The 17222-nt window shown below is 37.7% G+C and carries 15 protein-coding genes; 12 read left to right on the top strand and 3 right to left on the bottom strand.

The genetic code is table 11. The features are described 5' to 3' along the window. Positions 1-26: 26 nt before the first annotated feature. The 9 genes from K9N40_00835 to hcp all read left to right on the top strand — a co-directional run bounded on the left by K9N40_00835 (position 27) and on the right by hcp (position 10173). The gene (locus K9N40_00835; GenBank protein MCF7813006.1) at positions 27-2315 is read left to right on the top strand and encodes an MMPL family transporter; all 2289 of its coding nucleotides are present in this window, start codon (positions 27-29) and stop codon (positions 2313-2315) included. Continuing rightward, positions 2316-3251 carry a hypothetical protein gene (locus tag K9N40_00830; protein ID MCF7813005.1) on the top strand — a complete coding sequence of 312 codons (936 nt, stop codon included), beginning with the start codon at positions 2316-2318 and terminating at the stop codon, positions 3249-3251. Positions 3252-3275: 24 nt separating this feature from the next. Then, positions 3276-4082 (top strand): outer membrane lipoprotein-sorting protein, encoded by an 807-nt coding sequence (locus K9N40_00825; GenBank protein MCF7813004.1) that lies wholly within the window; start codon positions 3276-3278, stop codon positions 4080-4082. A gap of 67 nt (positions 4083-4149) precedes the next feature. Then, positions 4150-5358: a hypothetical protein gene (locus tag K9N40_00820; protein MCF7813003.1), complete on the top strand. Its 1209-nt coding sequence runs from the start codon at positions 4150-4152 to the stop codon at positions 5356-5358. 66 nt (positions 5359-5424) lie between these two features. Continuing rightward, positions 5425-5826, top strand: coding sequence for an Rrf2 family transcriptional regulator (locus K9N40_00815; GenBank protein MCF7813002.1), 402 nt, complete (start codon positions 5425-5427; stop codon positions 5824-5826). Between the two features lie 49 nt (positions 5827-5875). Then, the gene (locus K9N40_00810; protein ID MCF7813001.1) at positions 5876-6214 is read left to right on the top strand and encodes a cupin domain-containing protein; all 339 of its coding nucleotides are present in this window, start codon (positions 5876-5878) and stop codon (positions 6212-6214) included. A gap of 223 nt (positions 6215-6437) precedes the next feature. Continuing rightward, the gene (locus tag K9N40_00805; GenBank protein MCF7813000.1) at positions 6438-7259 is read left to right on the top strand and encodes a 4Fe-4S binding protein; all 822 of its coding nucleotides are present in this window, start codon (positions 6438-6440) and stop codon (positions 7257-7259) included. A gap of 30 nt (positions 7260-7289) precedes the next feature. Then, the gene (locus tag K9N40_00800; protein ID MCF7812999.1) at positions 7290-8480 is read left to right on the top strand and encodes an anaerobic nitric oxide reductase flavorubredoxin; all 1191 of its coding nucleotides are present in this window, start codon (positions 7290-7292) and stop codon (positions 8478-8480) included. Between the two features lie 25 nt (positions 8481-8505). Further along, on the top strand, positions 8506-10173 hold the full coding sequence (gene hcp / locus K9N40_00795; protein MCF7812998.1) for a hydroxylamine reductase: 1668 nt from the start codon (positions 8506-8508) through the stop codon (positions 10171-10173). Between the two features lie 185 nt (positions 10174-10358). On the opposite strand, the gene K9N40_00790 is transcribed toward hcp, so the two are convergent. Further along, positions 10359-12416, bottom strand: a complete 2058-nt coding sequence (locus K9N40_00790) for an ATP-binding protein (protein MCF7812997.1) — start codon at positions 12414-12416, stop codon at positions 10359-10361. Positions 12417-12701: 285 nt separating this feature from the next. On the opposite strand from K9N40_00790, the gene K9N40_00785 reads away from it, so the two are divergent. Then, positions 12702-12923, top strand: a complete 222-nt coding sequence (locus K9N40_00785; protein MCF7812996.1) for a hypothetical protein — start codon at positions 12702-12704, stop codon at positions 12921-12923. After that, entirely contained in the window at positions 12920-13183 is a 264-nt protein-coding gene (locus tag K9N40_00780) for a type II toxin-antitoxin system RelE/ParE family toxin (GenBank protein MCF7812995.1), read from the top strand. Before K9N40_00785 ends, K9N40_00780 begins: the two co-directional genes overlap by 4 nt. Positions 13184-13365: 182 nt before the next feature. Here the strand turns inward: K9N40_00780 and K9N40_00775 are convergent, their stop codons facing one another. Beyond that, positions 13366-14112, bottom strand: a complete 747-nt coding sequence (locus K9N40_00775) for a peptidylprolyl isomerase (protein ID MCF7812994.1) — start codon at positions 14110-14112, stop codon at positions 13366-13368. A 184-nt stretch (positions 14113-14296) separates the two neighbouring features. Here K9N40_00775 and K9N40_00770 point away from each other — a divergent pair, with 184 nt between their 5' ends. Next, positions 14297-14815 carry a lipocalin family protein gene (locus tag K9N40_00770; protein MCF7812993.1) on the top strand — a complete coding sequence of 173 codons (519 nt, stop codon included), beginning with the start codon at positions 14297-14299 and terminating at the stop codon, positions 14813-14815. On the opposite strand, the gene K9N40_00765 is transcribed toward K9N40_00770, so the two are convergent. Then, positions 14812-17196: a hypothetical protein gene (locus K9N40_00765; protein MCF7812992.1), complete on the bottom strand. Its 2385-nt coding sequence runs from the start codon at positions 17194-17196 to the stop codon at positions 14812-14814. The genes K9N40_00770 and K9N40_00765 overlap by 4 nt on opposite strands. Between the last annotated feature and the right edge of the window lie 26 nt (positions 17197-17222).

Here is a 17222-nt window from a genome sequence, read left to right as displayed (position 1 = left end):
TTAACTTGAAGAAAAGGAGAAAAAAAATGGAAAGAATGTTAAATAAGTTAATAAGATTTCCCAAAACCATTATTGTGGTATTGCTCATCATCACTATTGCCTTTTTTATGGTGATGAAAGAAAACAGCAGAATGGAAACCGACCTCGATAAATATATGCCGCAAAATCATCCGGCTTTTATCTACAGCGATTCTGCCGAGGAAATATTTAATATTCAGGACGGCATCATCATCGCCATAGAAAACCCGAAGGGAGTTTATCAGACCGGTACACTGCAAAAAATTAAAGACCTTACCATTAAACTGGGAAAGATGCCGGAAATAGATAAGAATGATGTAACATCGCTTTATACTGCTGATAATATCATTGGCACGGAAGACGGAATGGATGTGAAAGCATTTTTCAAAAAAGTTCCTGATACGGAATCAGGTTTACAGGAAATTGCTGAAAAAGTGAGAAACAATGAAATGATCTTCGGCAGACTTGTTTCGCAGAATGAAACTGTAAGTGTGATCATTGCCGAAATTGGCGATGATGTTTTCAGTCAGGAATTTTATCATCAGATCCTGGAGCTGGTGCATTCCTATGAAGGCCCCGAAAAGCTTTATGTGGCAGGTGTTCCTATCGTGGAAGGAACGATGGCGTATCTGGGTCCGAAAGATATGCAGAAGATGGTGCCGATCGTGATGGCAGTGATAATTCTGGTTCTGTTGATCGTGCTGAAAAGCTTCAAAAATATGATCTCTACAATGCTGGTGGTTACCTTCAGTGTTGTCTGGGCTTTTGGTTTGATGGCTGCTCTTCATATTCCGATTTATGCTGTTTCCACCATGATCCCGGTGATGTTGATCGCTATTGGCGTGGCAGATGGAATTCATCTCTACAGCCATCTTGATCTGTTTCTGAAAAAAAATCCGAAGGCAAGCAGACGGGAAGCTGTAACAGATATGCTGAAAAATATGTGGAAACCGGTTGTAATGACGTCTGTTACAACTTCGGTTGGTTTTATTTCGCTGCTCACATCCGAAGTTTTCTCCATCAAATATTTCGGGGTATTCACTGCTTTTGGTGTAATAGCTGCCATGCTGTTTTCACTGATCCTCATCCCATCTACCATATTGGTGTTTGGTTTTCCCAAAAGAAAACGAAAAGTCAATTCCAGACAGAATCCAGCAGAAAATACTTTATCAAGCAGATTTGCCGAAGGTGTGATCAAACATAAAACGATCACCCTGTTTCTAACGATTATCATAGTGGCTACATCTGTTTACGGCATCACCAAGGTCTGGATCAATTCCAGCTTTCTGGATAAATTTGAAAAGGACAGCGACATTGTGCTTACCGATGCTTTCATCAACGAAAACTTCGGTGGGACCAGCAATCTGAATGTAATTCTGGAAGGAGCCGAAGATGTCATGAAATCTCCCGCTGCCATGAAACTGATCGATAAGTTGCAGGACGAGGTGGAAAGCAGGTTGGAAGTTGTGGGAAATTCCTTTTCTCTGGCAGATTATTTGAAACGCATGAACAAAGTTATGCATGCCGATAAGCAGGAATTTGAAACTATCCCGGATTCCAAAGAACTAAATGCTCAATATCTTCTCCTTTATGAAATGAGCGGAGATCCGGAAAACCTCTGGAAAGTTGTGGATTATGATTATAAAACTGTAAATGTAACGATTCAATTGAAAAGCGATAACTCCAAAGCAATAAACAGCGCCATTGCAGTTGTGGAAGAATATAGTGAGGATTTTGAAAAACTGGGAATAACAGTGAATTATGCCGGCTCTGGTTATAAAGGTCTGGTTTTTACCGATCTCATTCTGGAAGGACAGATCAAAAGCCTGATCATGTCACTATTCATCATCATTATCTTGCTTACCCTTATGTTCAAGAATTTGCTGGCTGGTCTTATCGGTTCGGTGCCCATCGTCATCACAGCTGTAATCGGATTTGGCGTGATGGGACTTTTGAAAATTCCGCTCAGCACAACTACTGCCCTCATCTCCAGTATCGCAATCGGGATCGGGATAGATTATGCCGTACACTTCATTGAAAGATACAAGATCAATGCCGCAGCAACAGGTGATAAACTGCTGACCATGCAGAAAACAATGCATCATTCGGGTAGAGCAATTATCTTCAATGCGACTGTTGTAATTGCCGGATTCCTGGTATTGTTATTCTCTGTCTTCCCACCCAACAGAAGCCTGGGAGCTCTGGTTTCCCTGAATATGTTCACCAGTTTTCTGGGAACGGTAACGATTATGTATCTGCTACTTTATAAAACGAATTTATTTTTCAGGAAAAAGTAAATGAAAAAAATCTTAATGATTCTGCTGATAATTGCAGTTTCAGCAACGATTTTTGCCCAAAACGATCAGCAGAGATTTTCTCGTTATATACTGGCAAACAGTGAACTGGGGTACATAACTATTCTGGGTGGATTCGGTAATTTGAAACCGCTGTGGTTTGAAGCGAAAATGGTGCCGAATTATTTAATCAGGATCAGGGGAAACTCACGCACTGGTGCGGTTTTGACGCCGAAAGTGATCGTGCGGATGTATCGAGAAGAATCCGAACCCGTTGCCACTCCCAGCTACTTACCTCAGATCACATTTTATAATCAACTAAAAAATTTTAATCCCATGAAATCCAATATCTTCTATCTTTTCGGCAGGATCGTTCATCATTCCAATGGGCAGGATGGTGAATTTTTTAATCCCGACGGCAGTATCAATACGGAAAATGGTTCTTTTTCCACGAACTATCTGGAGCTGGGTTTTTTTTATGCCAAGCTGTTCTCGTTTCATCCCAATGCTACTGAATTTTTCAGGTCTTCCATCGAATATCATCCCGAGAGTATGCAAGATAAGGTGTTGAACGATATGTACGGTAACATTCGGTGGCACAATGATATACAAATTTTCAAATTTACCAGGGATGCATTCACGTCCATATTTTCCGGAAAAAGCGAACTGGAAAACAAAACTGAAAATCTGAAAGAGCGACCGCATTTAAGAGCAATCGTAAATTCCACTTTTATCTTTGGTGAGATGGAAGGTGCTGATGTATTCGATTTTTCTAAGCGATTCAGCGGTTCAATCTTATTGTCATACAATCCGAAATTCCTCGAAGATGTTCGTTTCTTCATGCAGTATTACTATGGCCAGGATTATTATAACATCCATTTTAAAAATACATTGAGCGTGCTTCGAATTGGCATGATCGCAGATCCATTTGGATTCTAAAAAAAACAAAAACAGGAGGAAATAATGTTTAAAAAAATCAAATTCACCAGCCTTTCAAATGGAAAGGTTTCACTTATTCTGATGGCAGTTTTGCTGCTTCCTGCTGCCATGCTGGCACAGGATATTACGGGTCAGCAGATAATCGAAAATGTTTATAACCGTTCCACCGGCGAAGATCAGGAGGGTAATCTGACAATGTCGCTGATAAATTCTCGCGGCGAGCAGCGAGTTCGCGAGATCAGGCAGTTCCTGAAAGATTATGGCGAGATGGAAAAGAAGATCATGTTCTTCCTGGCTCCGGCAGATGTACGCAATACTTCTTTTATGAACTGGAGCTACGAAGAAGAAGGTAAGGATGATGATCAGTGGATTTATCTTCCTGCCTTAAAAAAAGTAAAAAGAATTTCTTCAGATAGTAAAAGTGATTATTTTATGGGATCCGACTTCACTTATGATGACCTGGGCGACCGCCATCCCAAAGCGGATAAGCATAAACTTCTGCGGGAAGAAAACATCGATGGAGAGCTGTGTTTGGTGGTGGAAAGCATTCCCAAGGAAGAAGGATATATGTATTCCAAAACAATTACCTGGGTCATCAAAGATAAATGGATCGGCAAAAAAAAGGAATTTTATGATGAGGACGGAGATCTGCTGAAAATCCTCAAAGTAAAAGAAGTTAAAACGATTAAAGATTACTTCATCATCACATTATCGGAGATGCATAATGTGCAGAAAGATCACACTACCAGAATGTATCTGCAAGAAGTGAGATTGGATATCGGCATTGATGATAATAACTTCACGGAAAGAATGATGAAAAGAGGATTGTAGATTCGCAAACAAGGATGTTTACGATACAAGTAACTCAAAGCTCTGCTTTGAGAACAAAGGAGAAAACATGAAAAAAATATTTATGATCACGATACTGCTTTCCGCCTTCTTGCTGAACGCCCAAATCGTTCATCACGGTTTTGTACGTTTATATCTGGGTGCACTTTCCCAGCAGGATGGAGATTATTCCGTTTTGCAAAATACTTTTGACTGGCGTCTGGATTACGGTAAAGGAGATGTGGGGCTTTTTGTAAATCCGGTTTTCGACCATAATGCACTTAATAATGAGATAGATATTTCGCTGCGGCAGGCCTATCTGGATATCTATTTTGATAATTTTGATCTGCGGGTGGGAAAACAGCAGATAATCTGGGGAAAAGCAGATGGAGTTTTCATCACTGATGTGATCTCTCCTCGCAATCTAATGGAATTTATTTTACCAAATTTTGAGGAGATCCGAATCGGTGTGAATGCTGTAAAATTAGATTATTATCTGGGAAATTCAACTTTCGAGGCTGTTTGGCTTCCCATATTTCAATCTACTATTCAGCCGGCTGAGAACTCGATCTGGGCTCCGCAGATGCCGGATTTTCCGATGCCGGTTTCTTACGATTATTCCATTGCTGAAGTAGAAAATAAACTTTCAAATAGCGAACTTGCGTTCAAATATTCTTATCTGGGAAGTGCGATCGATTTTGAATTGATGGCTGCCTGGATGTGGGATGATAATCCTGCCATGCATATATATACTCAGCCAGATTCAACGCTTTTGATCAAACCTGAGCAACACAGACTACCTCTGGCTGGTGCCAGTTTCAGCAAATCACTCGGCGGGGCAGTTGTGCGCGGAGAAGGTGCCTGGTATTTTGATAAGAAATTTGCTGCTGAAAATCTGAACGTAAATGGCATAAAAGAAAAGAACTATGTGCACTATCTTGTGGGTTACGATCATAACTGGTTTGGATTGAATGTGAGCTGGCAATTTATTCAGGAATATATTCTGGATTATGAAGACGATATTCGCAATGATGAATTTTCCAGCACCATGACTTTTCTGGTGACAGAAGATTTTCTGCGTGAAACGCTGCGGCTTGAATTTTTCACATATTACGGCATAAACAACGAAGATGCTCTTCTGCGCCCGAAAGTAGTTTATGATCTGGCGGATGGATTTGAAGCTCAATTGGGAGCAAATATCTTTGTGGGAGAAGAAGGAAATTTTGGACAGTATGATGAGAATGATATGGTCTTTTTGAAGGTCCGGTATGATTTTTGAGAAAGTTGTTGACAGATAAACAAGTATTTAGGTATTTGAGTACCAAAATAAGAATAAGGAAGTGAAATGAATAGTCTAGTGAATATTTCGGAAGGAGCTTTTCTGGCGTTCCATGGTTTGGCTTATATGGCACAGCAAACTCCCCAGAGGGTTAGTGTGAAAAAGCTGGCAGAAGTTCTGCAGGCTTCAGAAGCACATCTGGCCAAAGTTTTCCAAAAGCTTAGTAAAGCGGAACTGGTTAATTCTGTCAGAGGTCCGGCTGGTGGTTTTACCCTGAATCGAGCCCCGGAAGAGATAAATTTTCTGGAAATCCTGGAAACGATCGAAAGCAAAGTGCGGCTGAACGGTTGTCCATTCGGTAAAGTAAATTGTGCTTTTAAAACCTGCATTTTCAATACAGAATTGAACAGAATTTCTCAGGAAATTTATAATACTTTTAAGAATATGAAATTATCGGAGTTTAGTTAAAATTTTTTTAAAATAAAATAGTATTAAAGTACCAGAATAGGAGATAAAAATGAAGATTAGGAATTTTCAAAATTTAGAACAAAGCAAAAATCCGCATGGAATTCAATCTTTCAAGCTTTACGACAAAGATCATGCGATTATCATGCATCTGCTGCTGAAAGCGGGAGAGAGCCTGAAGCCGCATATCACGCCCGTTGATGTAGCTTTTTATGTATTAGAAGGCAAACCCGCGATCATGGTGGGAGATGAAAAAGTTCAGGTTAAAAAAGATGATATCATTGAAAGCCCAAAAGATATTATACATTGCATTTACAATGAATCTGATACTGATGTGAGAGTGCTGGTAATGAAAATGCCGAAACCGGCTACAAAAACGGTGATGGTGTAAAGTAGCTCACGGATTTACACGGATAACTCGGATTAGATAGTCAGTGTCAGTCTGAGAAAGTCTGTGGCAATGTGGAGCATGTCAAGGGCACATCAGAAAGACAATGAAAAAAATGAGCTCACGGATAACACGGATTATAGAACGTCAGGGTAAGTTTGCGAAAGTCTGAGGCAAATTATCAGAGTTCATCTGCGAACATCTGCGGTTAAATATGAGGTAAAAAATGAAGCGACAAATAATAGAGATCGATGAAAAAAAATGTAACGGTTGCGGGTTGTGCATTCCCGGCTGCCCGGAAGGAGCCTTGCAGATCATCGACGGTAAAGTAAGACTTGTAAGTGATCTGTTTTGTGATGGTTTGGGAGCTTGTTTGGGAGAATGTCCCGAAGGTGCTATCAATACAATTGAGCGAGAAGCAGAAGCTTATGATGAAGCAAGGGTGATGGAAGAAAACATCATTCCCAAAGGAAAGAATACTATCAAAGCTCATCTGAAGCATTTGAAAGATCATGGCGAGACTGAATATTTTGAACAAGCTGTGGCAATCCTGATGAAGAAAGGTCTTCCGATCCCAAAAGTAGATGAGGATGCCTGTCCCAGCGGTGGATGTCCGGGAACTGCTGCGCAGGCGATCCAACGAGAAGAAAAACCACAAGAAAATCATAATGTTCAATTAAAATCAGAACTGCGTCAATGGCCGGTACAGCTGCATTTAGTGAATCCCAATGCACCATATTTGAAAAATGCTGACCTGCTTATTGCAGCCGATTGTGTACCATTTGCCTATCCCAATTTCCATCAAAGATTCATGAAAGGCAAAATTGTGATAAATTTATGTCCAAAGCTTGATAAGGATATTGATAAATATATAGATAAACTGGCTGAGATCTTCATTAATCAGGATATCAAATCTCTCACTATCGTGCGCATGGAAGTTCCCTGCTGCGGCGGCACTGAATGGATCGTGCAGAAAGCGATGGAGAAAGCAGGAAAGATTATCATGCCGCGTGTGAATGTCGTATCGATTCAGGGTGAGATTATTTAATTTTAAAAAAAGCCAAATAGGAGGCATAAAATGAGTTTTAATGTGAAGAACAACATTTACTGGGTAGGTAAAATTGACTGGGAATTGAGAAAATTTCATGGCGAGGAATATTCCACACATAAGGGATCTACTTACAATTCCTATCTGATCCGAGAAGAAAAGAATGTATTGATCGACACAGTGTGGCAGCCTTTTGCTAAAGAATTCGTGGAAAATCTGAAAAAAGAGATCGATCTGAAAAAAATCGATTTCATCATCGCCAATCATGCCGAGATAGATCACAGCGGTGCCTTGCCTGAACTGATGAAAGAAATACCAGACACACCAATTTACTGCACCAAAAATGCACTCGATTCGATCAAAGGACATTATCATCAGGACTGGAATTTTAAAGTCGTGAAAACAGGTGATGCTCTGGAAATCGGCAACGGCAAAAAACTGATCTTTGTAGAAGCTCCCATGCTGCACTGGCCAGACAGTATGTTTGAATATTTGACTGAGGATAATGTGCTGTTCAGCAACGATGCTTTTGGCCAGCATTATGCCAGCGAATTCATGTTCAACGATCTGGTCGATCAGGATGAATTATGGCGGGAATGCATCAAATATTACGCAAATATTCTAACCCCTTTCAGTAAATTTGTCATAAAAAAAATCCAGCAATTCCTGGAACTGAAATTACCTCTGGATATGATCTGTACCAGTCATGGCGTTATCTGGAGAGACAATCCGGCTCAAATCGTTGAAAAATATCTGGCTTGGGCTGATGCCTATCAGGAAGATCAGGTGACAATAGTTTACGACACCATGTGGAATGGCACCAGAATAATGGCTGAAACAATAGCAGCCGGTATCAAAAATGCCGATCCTGCGATCAATATTAAGCTCTTCAACGTGGCGCATTCCGACAAGAATGATGTCATCACGGAAATCTTCAGATCCAAGCTGGTTCTACTGGGCTCGCCCACGATCAACAAAGGAATTCTTACCAGTATCGCAGCTCTTCTGGAAGAGGTCAAAGGCCTGAGTTTCACTGGCAAAAAAGCTGCTGCCTTTGGAACTTATGGCTGGAGTGGTGAATCGCCCAAACTGCTTTCAGAAAAACTGGCAGAAGCTGATTTTGAGATCATTGCAGAGCCGCTGAAAGCAAAATGGAATCCCGATGAACAGGCAAAAAAAGAGTGTTTTGAATTTGGAAAAAATATAATAAGTAAAATTTAAAAAAAAATAACAGGAGGATGAATTAATGAGTATGTTTTGTTATCAATGTCAGGAAGCTCTGGGCAACAAAGGCTGCACCGTGAATGGAGTTTGCGGTAAACCAGCTGATGTGGCAAATTTGCAGGATCTTTTGATCTATGCTTTGAAAGGACTGGTGATTTTCCGTTCCACAGCCAGCCTGGAAGTACGAAAACAATATGCCGATACCTGCAATGAACTGGATGATTTTATCGTGGGAATGCTGTTTTCCACCATCACGAATGCCAATTTTGATCGGGATTTTTTCGTGAAGGCCATCAAGGAAACCATCAAAATGCGGGATATGGGCAAAGAAAAAGTTGCCGAAATGGGAATAAAGGACATCAAGTTTGCCGATCATGATGCTGCCAGTTTTACGATCACAGATGAAAACGTCGATGCCAAAGCCCAGCAGGTGGGCGTGTTGCAAACCGACAACGAAGATATCCGCTCCCTGCGTGAACTGCTGACTTATGGTTTAAAAGGAATCGCTGCTTATGCTCATCATGCCAGGCAATTGGGCAAGGAGATCAAGGAAATTGTGATGTTCACAGAAAAAGCGCTCATCGCCACGCTGGATGATGGACTTTCTGCCGATGATCTGGTGAAACTTGTGCTGGAATGCGGAAAAGTTGCCGTGGATACAATGGCTGTTCTGGATGCTGCAAATACCGAAACTTACGGCAATCCTGAAATTACAGAAGTTAATATTGGTGTTCGCAATAATCCGGCTATTCTCATTTCAGGCCACGATCTGAAAGATATGGAAGAACTGCTGAAGCAGACCGAAGGTACGGGCGTGGACGTTTATACCCACAGTGAAATGCTGCCGGCTAATTATTATCCAGCCTTTAAAAAGTATGAACATTTTGTAGGAAACTATGGAAATGCCTGGTGGAAGCAGGATAAGGAATTTGCCAGCTTCAACGGACCCATTCTGATGACCACGAACTGCATCACTCCCGTTAAAGATTCTTACAAAGACAGGATTTTTACCACCGGTATGGCTGGCTATCCCGGTGTGCCACACATTGCCAGACCAGAAAAAGGCGAAGCCAAGGATTTTAGTGAAATCATTGAACTGGCAAAAACCTGCGATCCGCCAATTGAGATTGAAACCGGAAAGATAGTGGGCGGATTTGCTCATAATCAAGTAATTGCATTGGCAGATAAAGTGGTGGATGCCGTCAAATCCGGTGCTATCAAACGTTTCATCGTGATGGCAGGCTGCGATGGGCGTCACAAAACCCGTGATTATTTCACGGAAGTAGCCGAAGAATTGCCGCAAGATACGGTTATTCTTACTGCCGGTTGCGCCAAATATCGTTACAACAAACTTGATCTGGGCGACATTGGTGGCATTCCCCGTGTGCTGGATGCCGGTCAATGCAACGATAGTTATTCGCTGGCTGTAATAGCTTTAAAATTGAAGGAAGTTTTTGGCCTGGATGACATCAATGATCTGCCGATCTCTTTCGATATTGCCTGGTATGAGCAGAAAGCTGTAACAGTGCTACTGGCTCTACTTTATCTCGGTGTGAAAGGAATTCGTCTGGGCCCGACTCTGCCGGCTTTCTTATCTCCAAACGTGGCCAAAGTTCTGGTGGAAAACTTCGATATTAAACCGATCGGAGAGGTGCAAGCCGATGTGGCAGCGATGACGGCTGGGAAGTAGGATTAGCAACGAATAAAGGGCGATAATTCATGGGCTTACAAGTTCATAATCGCCCTTTATTGTAGATTCGATGCTCCAAAAAAAGAAGACATTCTTGCCAAAAAAAGCTTCCACGCAAATCTAGATGTTTTTAACGTGAAAATAAGATTCTATCAGTTATATAAATAAAAGTAATAGGATAAGTTTTATGAAAAATAATCTTTTATTATCTGTAAAGTGGGTTGTAAAGAAATAATTATTTCTTGAAAATGGGTTTCATTTAAATCAATAATGTAATTTCTGAAATCATCCTTTTTAACTCTTTTTATTTTCTTTGAAACCTTTATTATAGCAATATTGTCTTCAATGAACTTTCCTCTCAAATATTCATCTAAAGATAAATTATTTGGAATAGCTCTAATTTCAAATTTGTTAGCATCTTCTAAAAAGTCATTATTATACAAATAATCCCAAATAAAATCTGGAAGTAATTCGTCAATCGAATATTCTATTCCTTGTTTTTGAAGAATTTCAATCAATCTATTGTTAGGTTTTATATATTCATTTTTAACTAAATTATTTTCATTACGATTATCTTTAATAAAAGAAACAGCATTTTTTCCAGCACTGTCGTGATCAAATAGACCTAAGACTTTATGTCTTGAATCCTTAAATGAACTACCAATAATTTTTTTTGCAACACCATTTGCACTATTGGCAGATTTAATCTCAAAATTTATGTTATCACCTAATATTTTTTTAAATACACACTCTTCAAATAAACCTTCAACATATAATATTGGTCCATTTTGTTTTTCTAAAACCTCTTTTTCTTTCAAAAATTGTTTTTCTTTTTCTTTTAGTTCTTTTGAATATTTTGCACGTATTAGTGATGTTCCTAAGTCATCTTCTATATCTGATTTTGTTGTGCTAAATTCGAAAGTCTGATTTTCAACATCAAAAATCTTAATAACTGAAAAATCCGAAAATTTATCACTGGATGCTTTCTTAACGTGGTACAAGTTTGCTTTCCTTTCACTGTTTTCAATTTCTTTTCCATCGTAAATGGATAGAAACTCTTCTGAATGAGTAGTTACAAAGATTTGCTTATTTCTTGAAAAATCTTTTTTAAGGATATCAGCTAAAGCTTTTTGATTTCTATACTCAGATGAATTTTCAGGCTCTTCAAATCCCCATAAAAAATATTTTTTATCATTCTGTATTGAATCAACAAAATCCAAAATTTGGGGAATAAATCGAGCTCTAATACCATCACCTCTTAGTTTCAAAGAAAGGGTTTTATTTGTACCTGTTCCAATATCAAAATTCTCAAAAAAATCTCTTAGATCGTCACCTACTTTGAATTCTGATGATAAAAATGTAGTAGATGAAAAAAGTGAATCTGAAAATTTGTTTATTTGGTTTTCAAGAGATCTTATTGCTGATTGCATCTTTGAAGTTGCTTTTATTCGAGATTCAATATCATTGAGTTCTTTTATACGCCATTTTTTGTCTTTCAAATTTTTTCTTTTTTCAGGTTTTAGTTTTTTCTTTTTTATAAATGATTGCCAGTTTTCAATTTCATCTTTTTTACTCAACAATTTATTAACTGAATTCTCCTCATTAGAAAGCAACTGTAAAATAGTCTTACCATATAAGTATGAAAAAAAAGATTCATCTTTTATTGCTGGTACATATTGAAATGAAACAGATCGGTTTAAAAAACCTGAGAATTTAACTCTATAATTCCATTCTCTTTTCTTTGCTCTTTCTTCCAGATTTGATTTAGTCTTATCATCTAATTTCTCAAAATTGTCAGGTAAAAATACGTGATATACTAATCTATTTTTATCAGCTCTGGAATCTATTCTAATAGTTTTACTAATATTTTTTATTTTAAATTCATACCAATAATTTCTAAAACCGTTAACATCATAGAATTTTGATATTGAAAATCTTGATGGTAAAAATTTATCTCTTTTATTATCCCATGAAATATCAAAATCTAATTGAATTTTTACAACTCGATTTCCAGATTTTCTTTTTTGAATATTTAGATCAGATATATGATTGAATGATTGACCTCTATTGACTTCATTGTTGAAAAATAGATTTAAAGCTCTTAGTACATTCGATTTACCAGAATCATTTGCTCCAGAAAATATATTTAAATCGGCTACATCAACAACTTCAGCAGTATCATCTTTCCTAGTTCCACAAAAAGATCTAAAGTTTTCGATGTGGATTTTTGTAATAACTTTCATGCTATCCCCTCAAAATTAAATTTGATGATTATCAAAAATTGCAATTTTCATTTGTTAGTCAAGCTGCAATTTTTTCCAATAAATATTTCAATATTAAAAGAGTAAAAGAAAAATTGTTATAGTTTATAAAATAATTTTAGAAATTCCAATACTCTCATAGATATTAAACCCAATATTAAAAATTAAAAACCTGCTTGATTTTTGGAAACCAGGCAGGTTAAAAACAAATCATGCTTGACAAAATACACTGTAAAATACACATTACTTTCTGTATTTGGAGGAAAAATGGAAAAGCACGAAAGATTGAATATTACGCTTCCGGCCGGAATTGCTCTGGAATTGAGTAAACTGGCAGAAGAGATGAACAATAAAAAGAGCCGCATCATTGCAGATGCCCTGGAACTTTACTTTGATGAAATGGATGCAGAATTAGCAGAAAAAAGAATGATAGAAAACGGTGAAGAACTCGTTCCGGCTGAGAAAATCTGGAAAGAACTAAGCTTGTGAAATACGGCGTCAAATTTCATAAGAAAGCAGTTGAAGAATTTAAACGGATCGATCCTGTCTGGCAGAGAAGGATCAAAGCAAAAATCCTGCAATTAGCCGAAAATCCGGCATCTTTGAAACACAATTTGAAAGCCTTGAAAGGGAATTTACAGGATTTGTTTCGACTACGAGTTGGCTCCTATCGAATCATTTTTCAGAAGAAAGAAAACGATTTAATCATCATCATAATTAGAATTGCTCATCGCAGAGAAGTGTATTGAAAAATGTTGTTTCTCTCGTCACGAGCGAACTCGCTGTTTTTACCGATCAACTCCGATCAGCTTTGATTTCATGGCTTTCGAGACGTGAAGTACAACTAAAAAAAAAACCTGCCGGAATTTAAATTCCAACAGGTTTATTTTCAAATTCGAGTAAATACTTGAAAATTCGTGGTTTATAAAACCTACATCATTTCCACATTATATTTTCCTTTCAAATCCTGCAGTTTATTAAAGTATACTTCGTGCTGTTTTTTGGCTTTCAGGTCTTGAGCTACTTTATCTTTTAATTCGGCAAAATCTGCTTCTTTAGCTTCTTCTTTGTCGTTAAGCTTGATGATGTGATAACCGAACTGAGTTTTTACAGGTTTGCTGATATCACCAACTTTCATATCGAAAGCTACAGCTTCATATTCGGGAACCATCTGGCCGCGAGGATACATTCCCAGTTCACCGCCTTTCTGGCTGGAAGGGCATTTGGAATGGTCTTTTGCAGCCTCAGCAAAATCGATTTCCTGCTTCATTAATTTGTCATAAATTTCATTACATTTGGCTTCGTCTTCCACCAGAATGTGACTAGTATTTGCCGAGGCCGGAAGATCGTATTTGCTTTTATTTTCCTGGAAATATTTTTCAATTTCATCTTCTACAATTCCCACCTGACGCATCGTGGAATTTATGTTCACTTGAGTTAATATCACATCTTTCATTCTGTTCATTTCATTCTGGAATTCGGCTGTTTCTTCGACTTTGCTGTCGATGGCATCTGCCAGAAAGAGGTTCTGATTAACTAATTCGTCCAGAATGCGTTTTCTACCTTCTTCATTGTTGAATTGAGCTGCTCGTTCCTGCCCCATACTGCGCAAGAAATGATCTACATCAAATTGGGTTATTTCTTTTCCATTCACTTTAGCTAAAACTTTGTTTTGCATGTCTTATCCTTTTTATTTTTTTTTTAATTTGCGTGTCAACCTGTGAGGTGTGGTCTATCTGTCAAAGGGTAAATCATTAAAAAGAAAAAATATTAGGTGTAGTCGGAGAGAAAACTTCACATATTAAATTCTCTTTGCCTTAGGCAATATTAGCTTTAATTTATAAAACAAAAAAGGTGATATAATGAAATCAATTGGACTATTCGTGATAATTCTTGCAGCTTCTAATTGTTTTGCTGCTCCCAAAACAACAGGAATAAAAGTGGTTGAAGATTTTAAGTTGGAAAGATATCTGGGAAAGTGGTATGAAATTGCCAGATTACCGCATTTTTTTGAGAAAAATCTGCAACAGGTTACTGCAACTTACACACTTTTGGAAAATGGTAAAATAGAAGTTTTGAATAGAGGATATAACACCAAGAAACAGAAATGGAGCGAATCCAAAGGAAAAGCCTGGATTCCTGATGAAACTAAGCCATCAGAACTGAAAGTAAGTTTCTTCTGGCCCTTCTCATCAGCTTATCGCATCATTTATCTGGAAGAAGATTATTCTCTGGCAATCGTAACCAGCAAATCATTCAATTATTTCTGGATTCTAAGCCGAACTCCGCAGATTGCCGAGGAATATTACAATCGACTTATTGAAAAAGCTGGATTATGGGGATTTAATAAAGAAGAGATCATCAAAGTTAAGCACGACTAAATTCTTTTTAGAATTCTTCCTTCATATTCCTTGATAATTATGATATCTGACTCTTCACTTTCAGAGATCAAATCACAATAATTTTCTTTCAATTTAAATTCTTTGATCTCATCCGAATTATTGATCAAAACCAAAATTGTATTTCTACCTAAAACTCTTTCAAAAGCAACAAGATGATTCTGTGAAACTATTTTTAGATCTCCATAGATCAAACATTCATTTTCATTTCTTATTTTTATAATTTCAGAATAGAAATCATGCAGTTTTTGCAGTGTATTTTCTTCTTTGTAATTCCAATTCATCGGTCGGCGATTATCTGGATCATCGCCACCACGCAAACCGACTTCATCTCCATAAAAAATATGCGGAACTCCAATCCAGCTCATCTGAAAGAGAACTGCCAGTTTCAATTTTCTAATGTCACCACTTACAGCTTCCAGAAAACGATGTGTGTCGTGGCTGTCCAAAAGATTCATCATCAAGCTCAAACCGGCAAATCCATAATGATGCAGGCCATTCAGCATTTCCTGCAGGAATTTTCCTGAATCCCAATTATGCAGAGCAAAAAACTGCAGCATCGGCTCGCGAAAATAGGAGTAGTTCATCACGGCATCGAAGTATTTATCCAGCCATTCTTCGGCATTATGCCAGATCTCTCCAACCAGGTATGCATCAGGTTTCAGCTCTTTCACTTTGGCTCGAAATTGCTTCCAGAACCAGAAAGGAACTTCGTTGGGAACATCCAGCCTGAAGCCGTCGATCTGCATATCTTTAATCCAGAATTCAGCAACATCCAAAAGATGATCAACCAGCGGTTCATTCACTTCTGCATCTTTTTCATCATGCAGATAATTTTCCTCAGGATGAAAACGTGAAAGATCAAAATTCAAATCGGGAAGATCGGCATGCCCCCACCAGCATTGATAATAATCGGAAGCTCTGAATTCATTGGAAATCTTTTTTGGTAACGGGAACTTGTACCAATCGAACCAGTTGAAATAGTTCGATTTCTTTCCATGTTTTAAACAGTCCTGAAACGCGAAGAACCCAAGCCCTACATGATTGAAGGCAAAATCCAAAATTACTTTTATTCCAATTTGATGACATTCTTCGACCAATTTCATAAATTCTGAATTTCCACCAAAATGGGGATCGATTTGAAAATAATCGTAAGTATCGTATTTATGATTGGAAGCAGATTCTACCAGGGGATTGAAGTAAATACAATTCACACCAAGCTCTTTCAGGTAAGGAATTTTCTGAATTACACCGATCAGATCACCACCAAAAAATGTAAAATGTTTTTGCGGATCATCTTTCAAAATCTGCCAGTTGCTCCAGTCTTCTTCATACTTGAATAATTTTTTACGAGCACCTTCCGAAAGCGGATTTTGTTTGGGATCGTAATACCATTCTCTAAAATTCTGGTTCAATTTTGGATTTCCATTTTTAAAGCGATCGCAGAATATCTGATAGATCACACTTTTTCTGATCCAACCAAGATCTTGCGGTTGCTTTTTTATGTGGAAAAAATTATCATTTATATTTAGATATTTAGTTTTGGATTTTTTGATGAACTTCAATTGAAAATTCTCTGAATTTTTTTTGCAATTTAGGATCAAAGAATAAAAATCTTGATTTGAATTGGAAAAATATTTGTTTAAAGAATATGTTTCTTCATTCCAGATAAGCTGAACCGAATCTACATTATTGCGATAAGTTTTGCAGGCAAAGCGAACAAAATTATTTCCAATCTCTTCACCGATCGGAAAATGATCATCAACCAAGCCAAAAGTAAATATTTCCGCTTCATTTCCTGTGAATCTGGTTGAGTTTTCATCTACGCTCAAAACCGAATTTTTTCCACCCCGATCATCTGGTTTCAAATTACTATTTTTTGGATCAGTTATCCATTTTTCATTATTCACGATCAGCTTGTATTCATGCTCTCCTTTGGGTAAAAGAAGATTCAGTTTGAATTTATTTTTATCAATTTTTTCTAGTTTATTTTTCTTCGGATTCCAATCATTAAAACTTCCGGCAATGTAGCAATTCTTGATATTAGTTTCAGATACAAATTCAATTGGTATCACATAAAGATCGGAAGATTCTGTTCCCACATAAACTATGCTGTTTCTACCACCTCTGTTGTCATCTTCATAGTAATTTGCAGTTTCATCGGCCAGCCAATGTCCATCCACGATAAATTTATAAGAATATTTTCCAGCTGGAAGTTCCAACTCAATTTCATAGTTATCAGCTTGTTTTTTCAGCTCGTATTCATCTGGTTTCCAATCGTTGAATGAACCACAAATGAAAACTTTTTTCACTCCCCCGATGGGAGGTGTGTAATTGAACTTTGTTCTATATTTTTCTATCATAATTTTATCCTTATCTGAATCTTTTT

It is taken from the genome of Candidatus Cloacimonadota bacterium (assembly GCA_021734245.1).
Taxonomy (GTDB): Bacteria; Cloacimonadota; Cloacimonadia; order Cloacimonadales; family TCS61; genus B137-G9.
The sequence above is the reverse complement of the archived record's forward strand: the minus strand, read 5'-3'. Positions and strand labels throughout refer to the sequence as shown.

Excerpts from the sequence above, each read along its gene's own strand:
- K9N40_00790 (MCF7812997.1), bottom strand. The coding sequence starts at position 12,416 with ATGAAAGTTATTACAAAAATCCACATCGAAAACTTTAGATCTTTTTGT.
- K9N40_00810 (MCF7813001.1), top strand. The coding sequence starts at position 5,876 with ATGAAGATTAGGAATTTTCAAAATTTAGAACAAAGCAAAAATCCGCAT.
- K9N40_00775 (MCF7812994.1), bottom strand. The coding sequence starts at position 14,112 with ATGCAAAACAAAGTTTTAGCTAAAGTGAATGGAAAAGAAATAACCCAA.
- K9N40_00770 (MCF7812993.1), top strand. The coding sequence starts at position 14,297 with ATGAAATCAATTGGACTATTCGTGATAATTCTTGCAGCTTCTAATTGT.
- K9N40_00825 (MCF7813004.1), top strand. The coding sequence starts at position 3,276 with ATGTTTAAAAAAATCAAATTCACCAGCCTTTCAAATGGAAAGGTTTCA.
- K9N40_00805 (MCF7813000.1), top strand. The coding sequence starts at position 6,438 with ATGAAGCGACAAATAATAGAGATCGATGAAAAAAAATGTAACGGTTGC.
- K9N40_00830 (MCF7813005.1), top strand. The coding sequence starts at position 2,316 with ATGAAAAAAATCTTAATGATTCTGCTGATAATTGCAGTTTCAGCAACG.
- hcp (MCF7812998.1), top strand. The coding sequence starts at position 8,506 with ATGAGTATGTTTTGTTATCAATGTCAGGAAGCTCTGGGCAACAAAGGC.
- K9N40_00800 (MCF7812999.1), top strand. The coding sequence starts at position 7,290 with ATGAGTTTTAATGTGAAGAACAACATTTACTGGGTAGGTAAAATTGAC.
- K9N40_00765 (MCF7812992.1), bottom strand. The coding sequence starts at position 17,196 with ATGATAGAAAAATATAGAACAAAGTTCAATTACACACCTCCCATCGGG.
- K9N40_00815 (MCF7813002.1), top strand. The coding sequence starts at position 5,425 with ATGAATAGTCTAGTGAATATTTCGGAAGGAGCTTTTCTGGCGTTCCAT.
- K9N40_00785 (MCF7812996.1), top strand. The coding sequence starts at position 12,702 with ATGGAAAAGCACGAAAGATTGAATATTACGCTTCCGGCCGGAATTGCT.
- K9N40_00820 (MCF7813003.1), top strand. The coding sequence starts at position 4,150 with ATGAAAAAAATATTTATGATCACGATACTGCTTTCCGCCTTCTTGCTG.
- K9N40_00835 (MCF7813006.1), top strand. The coding sequence starts at position 27 with ATGGAAAGAATGTTAAATAAGTTAATAAGATTTCCCAAAACCATTATT.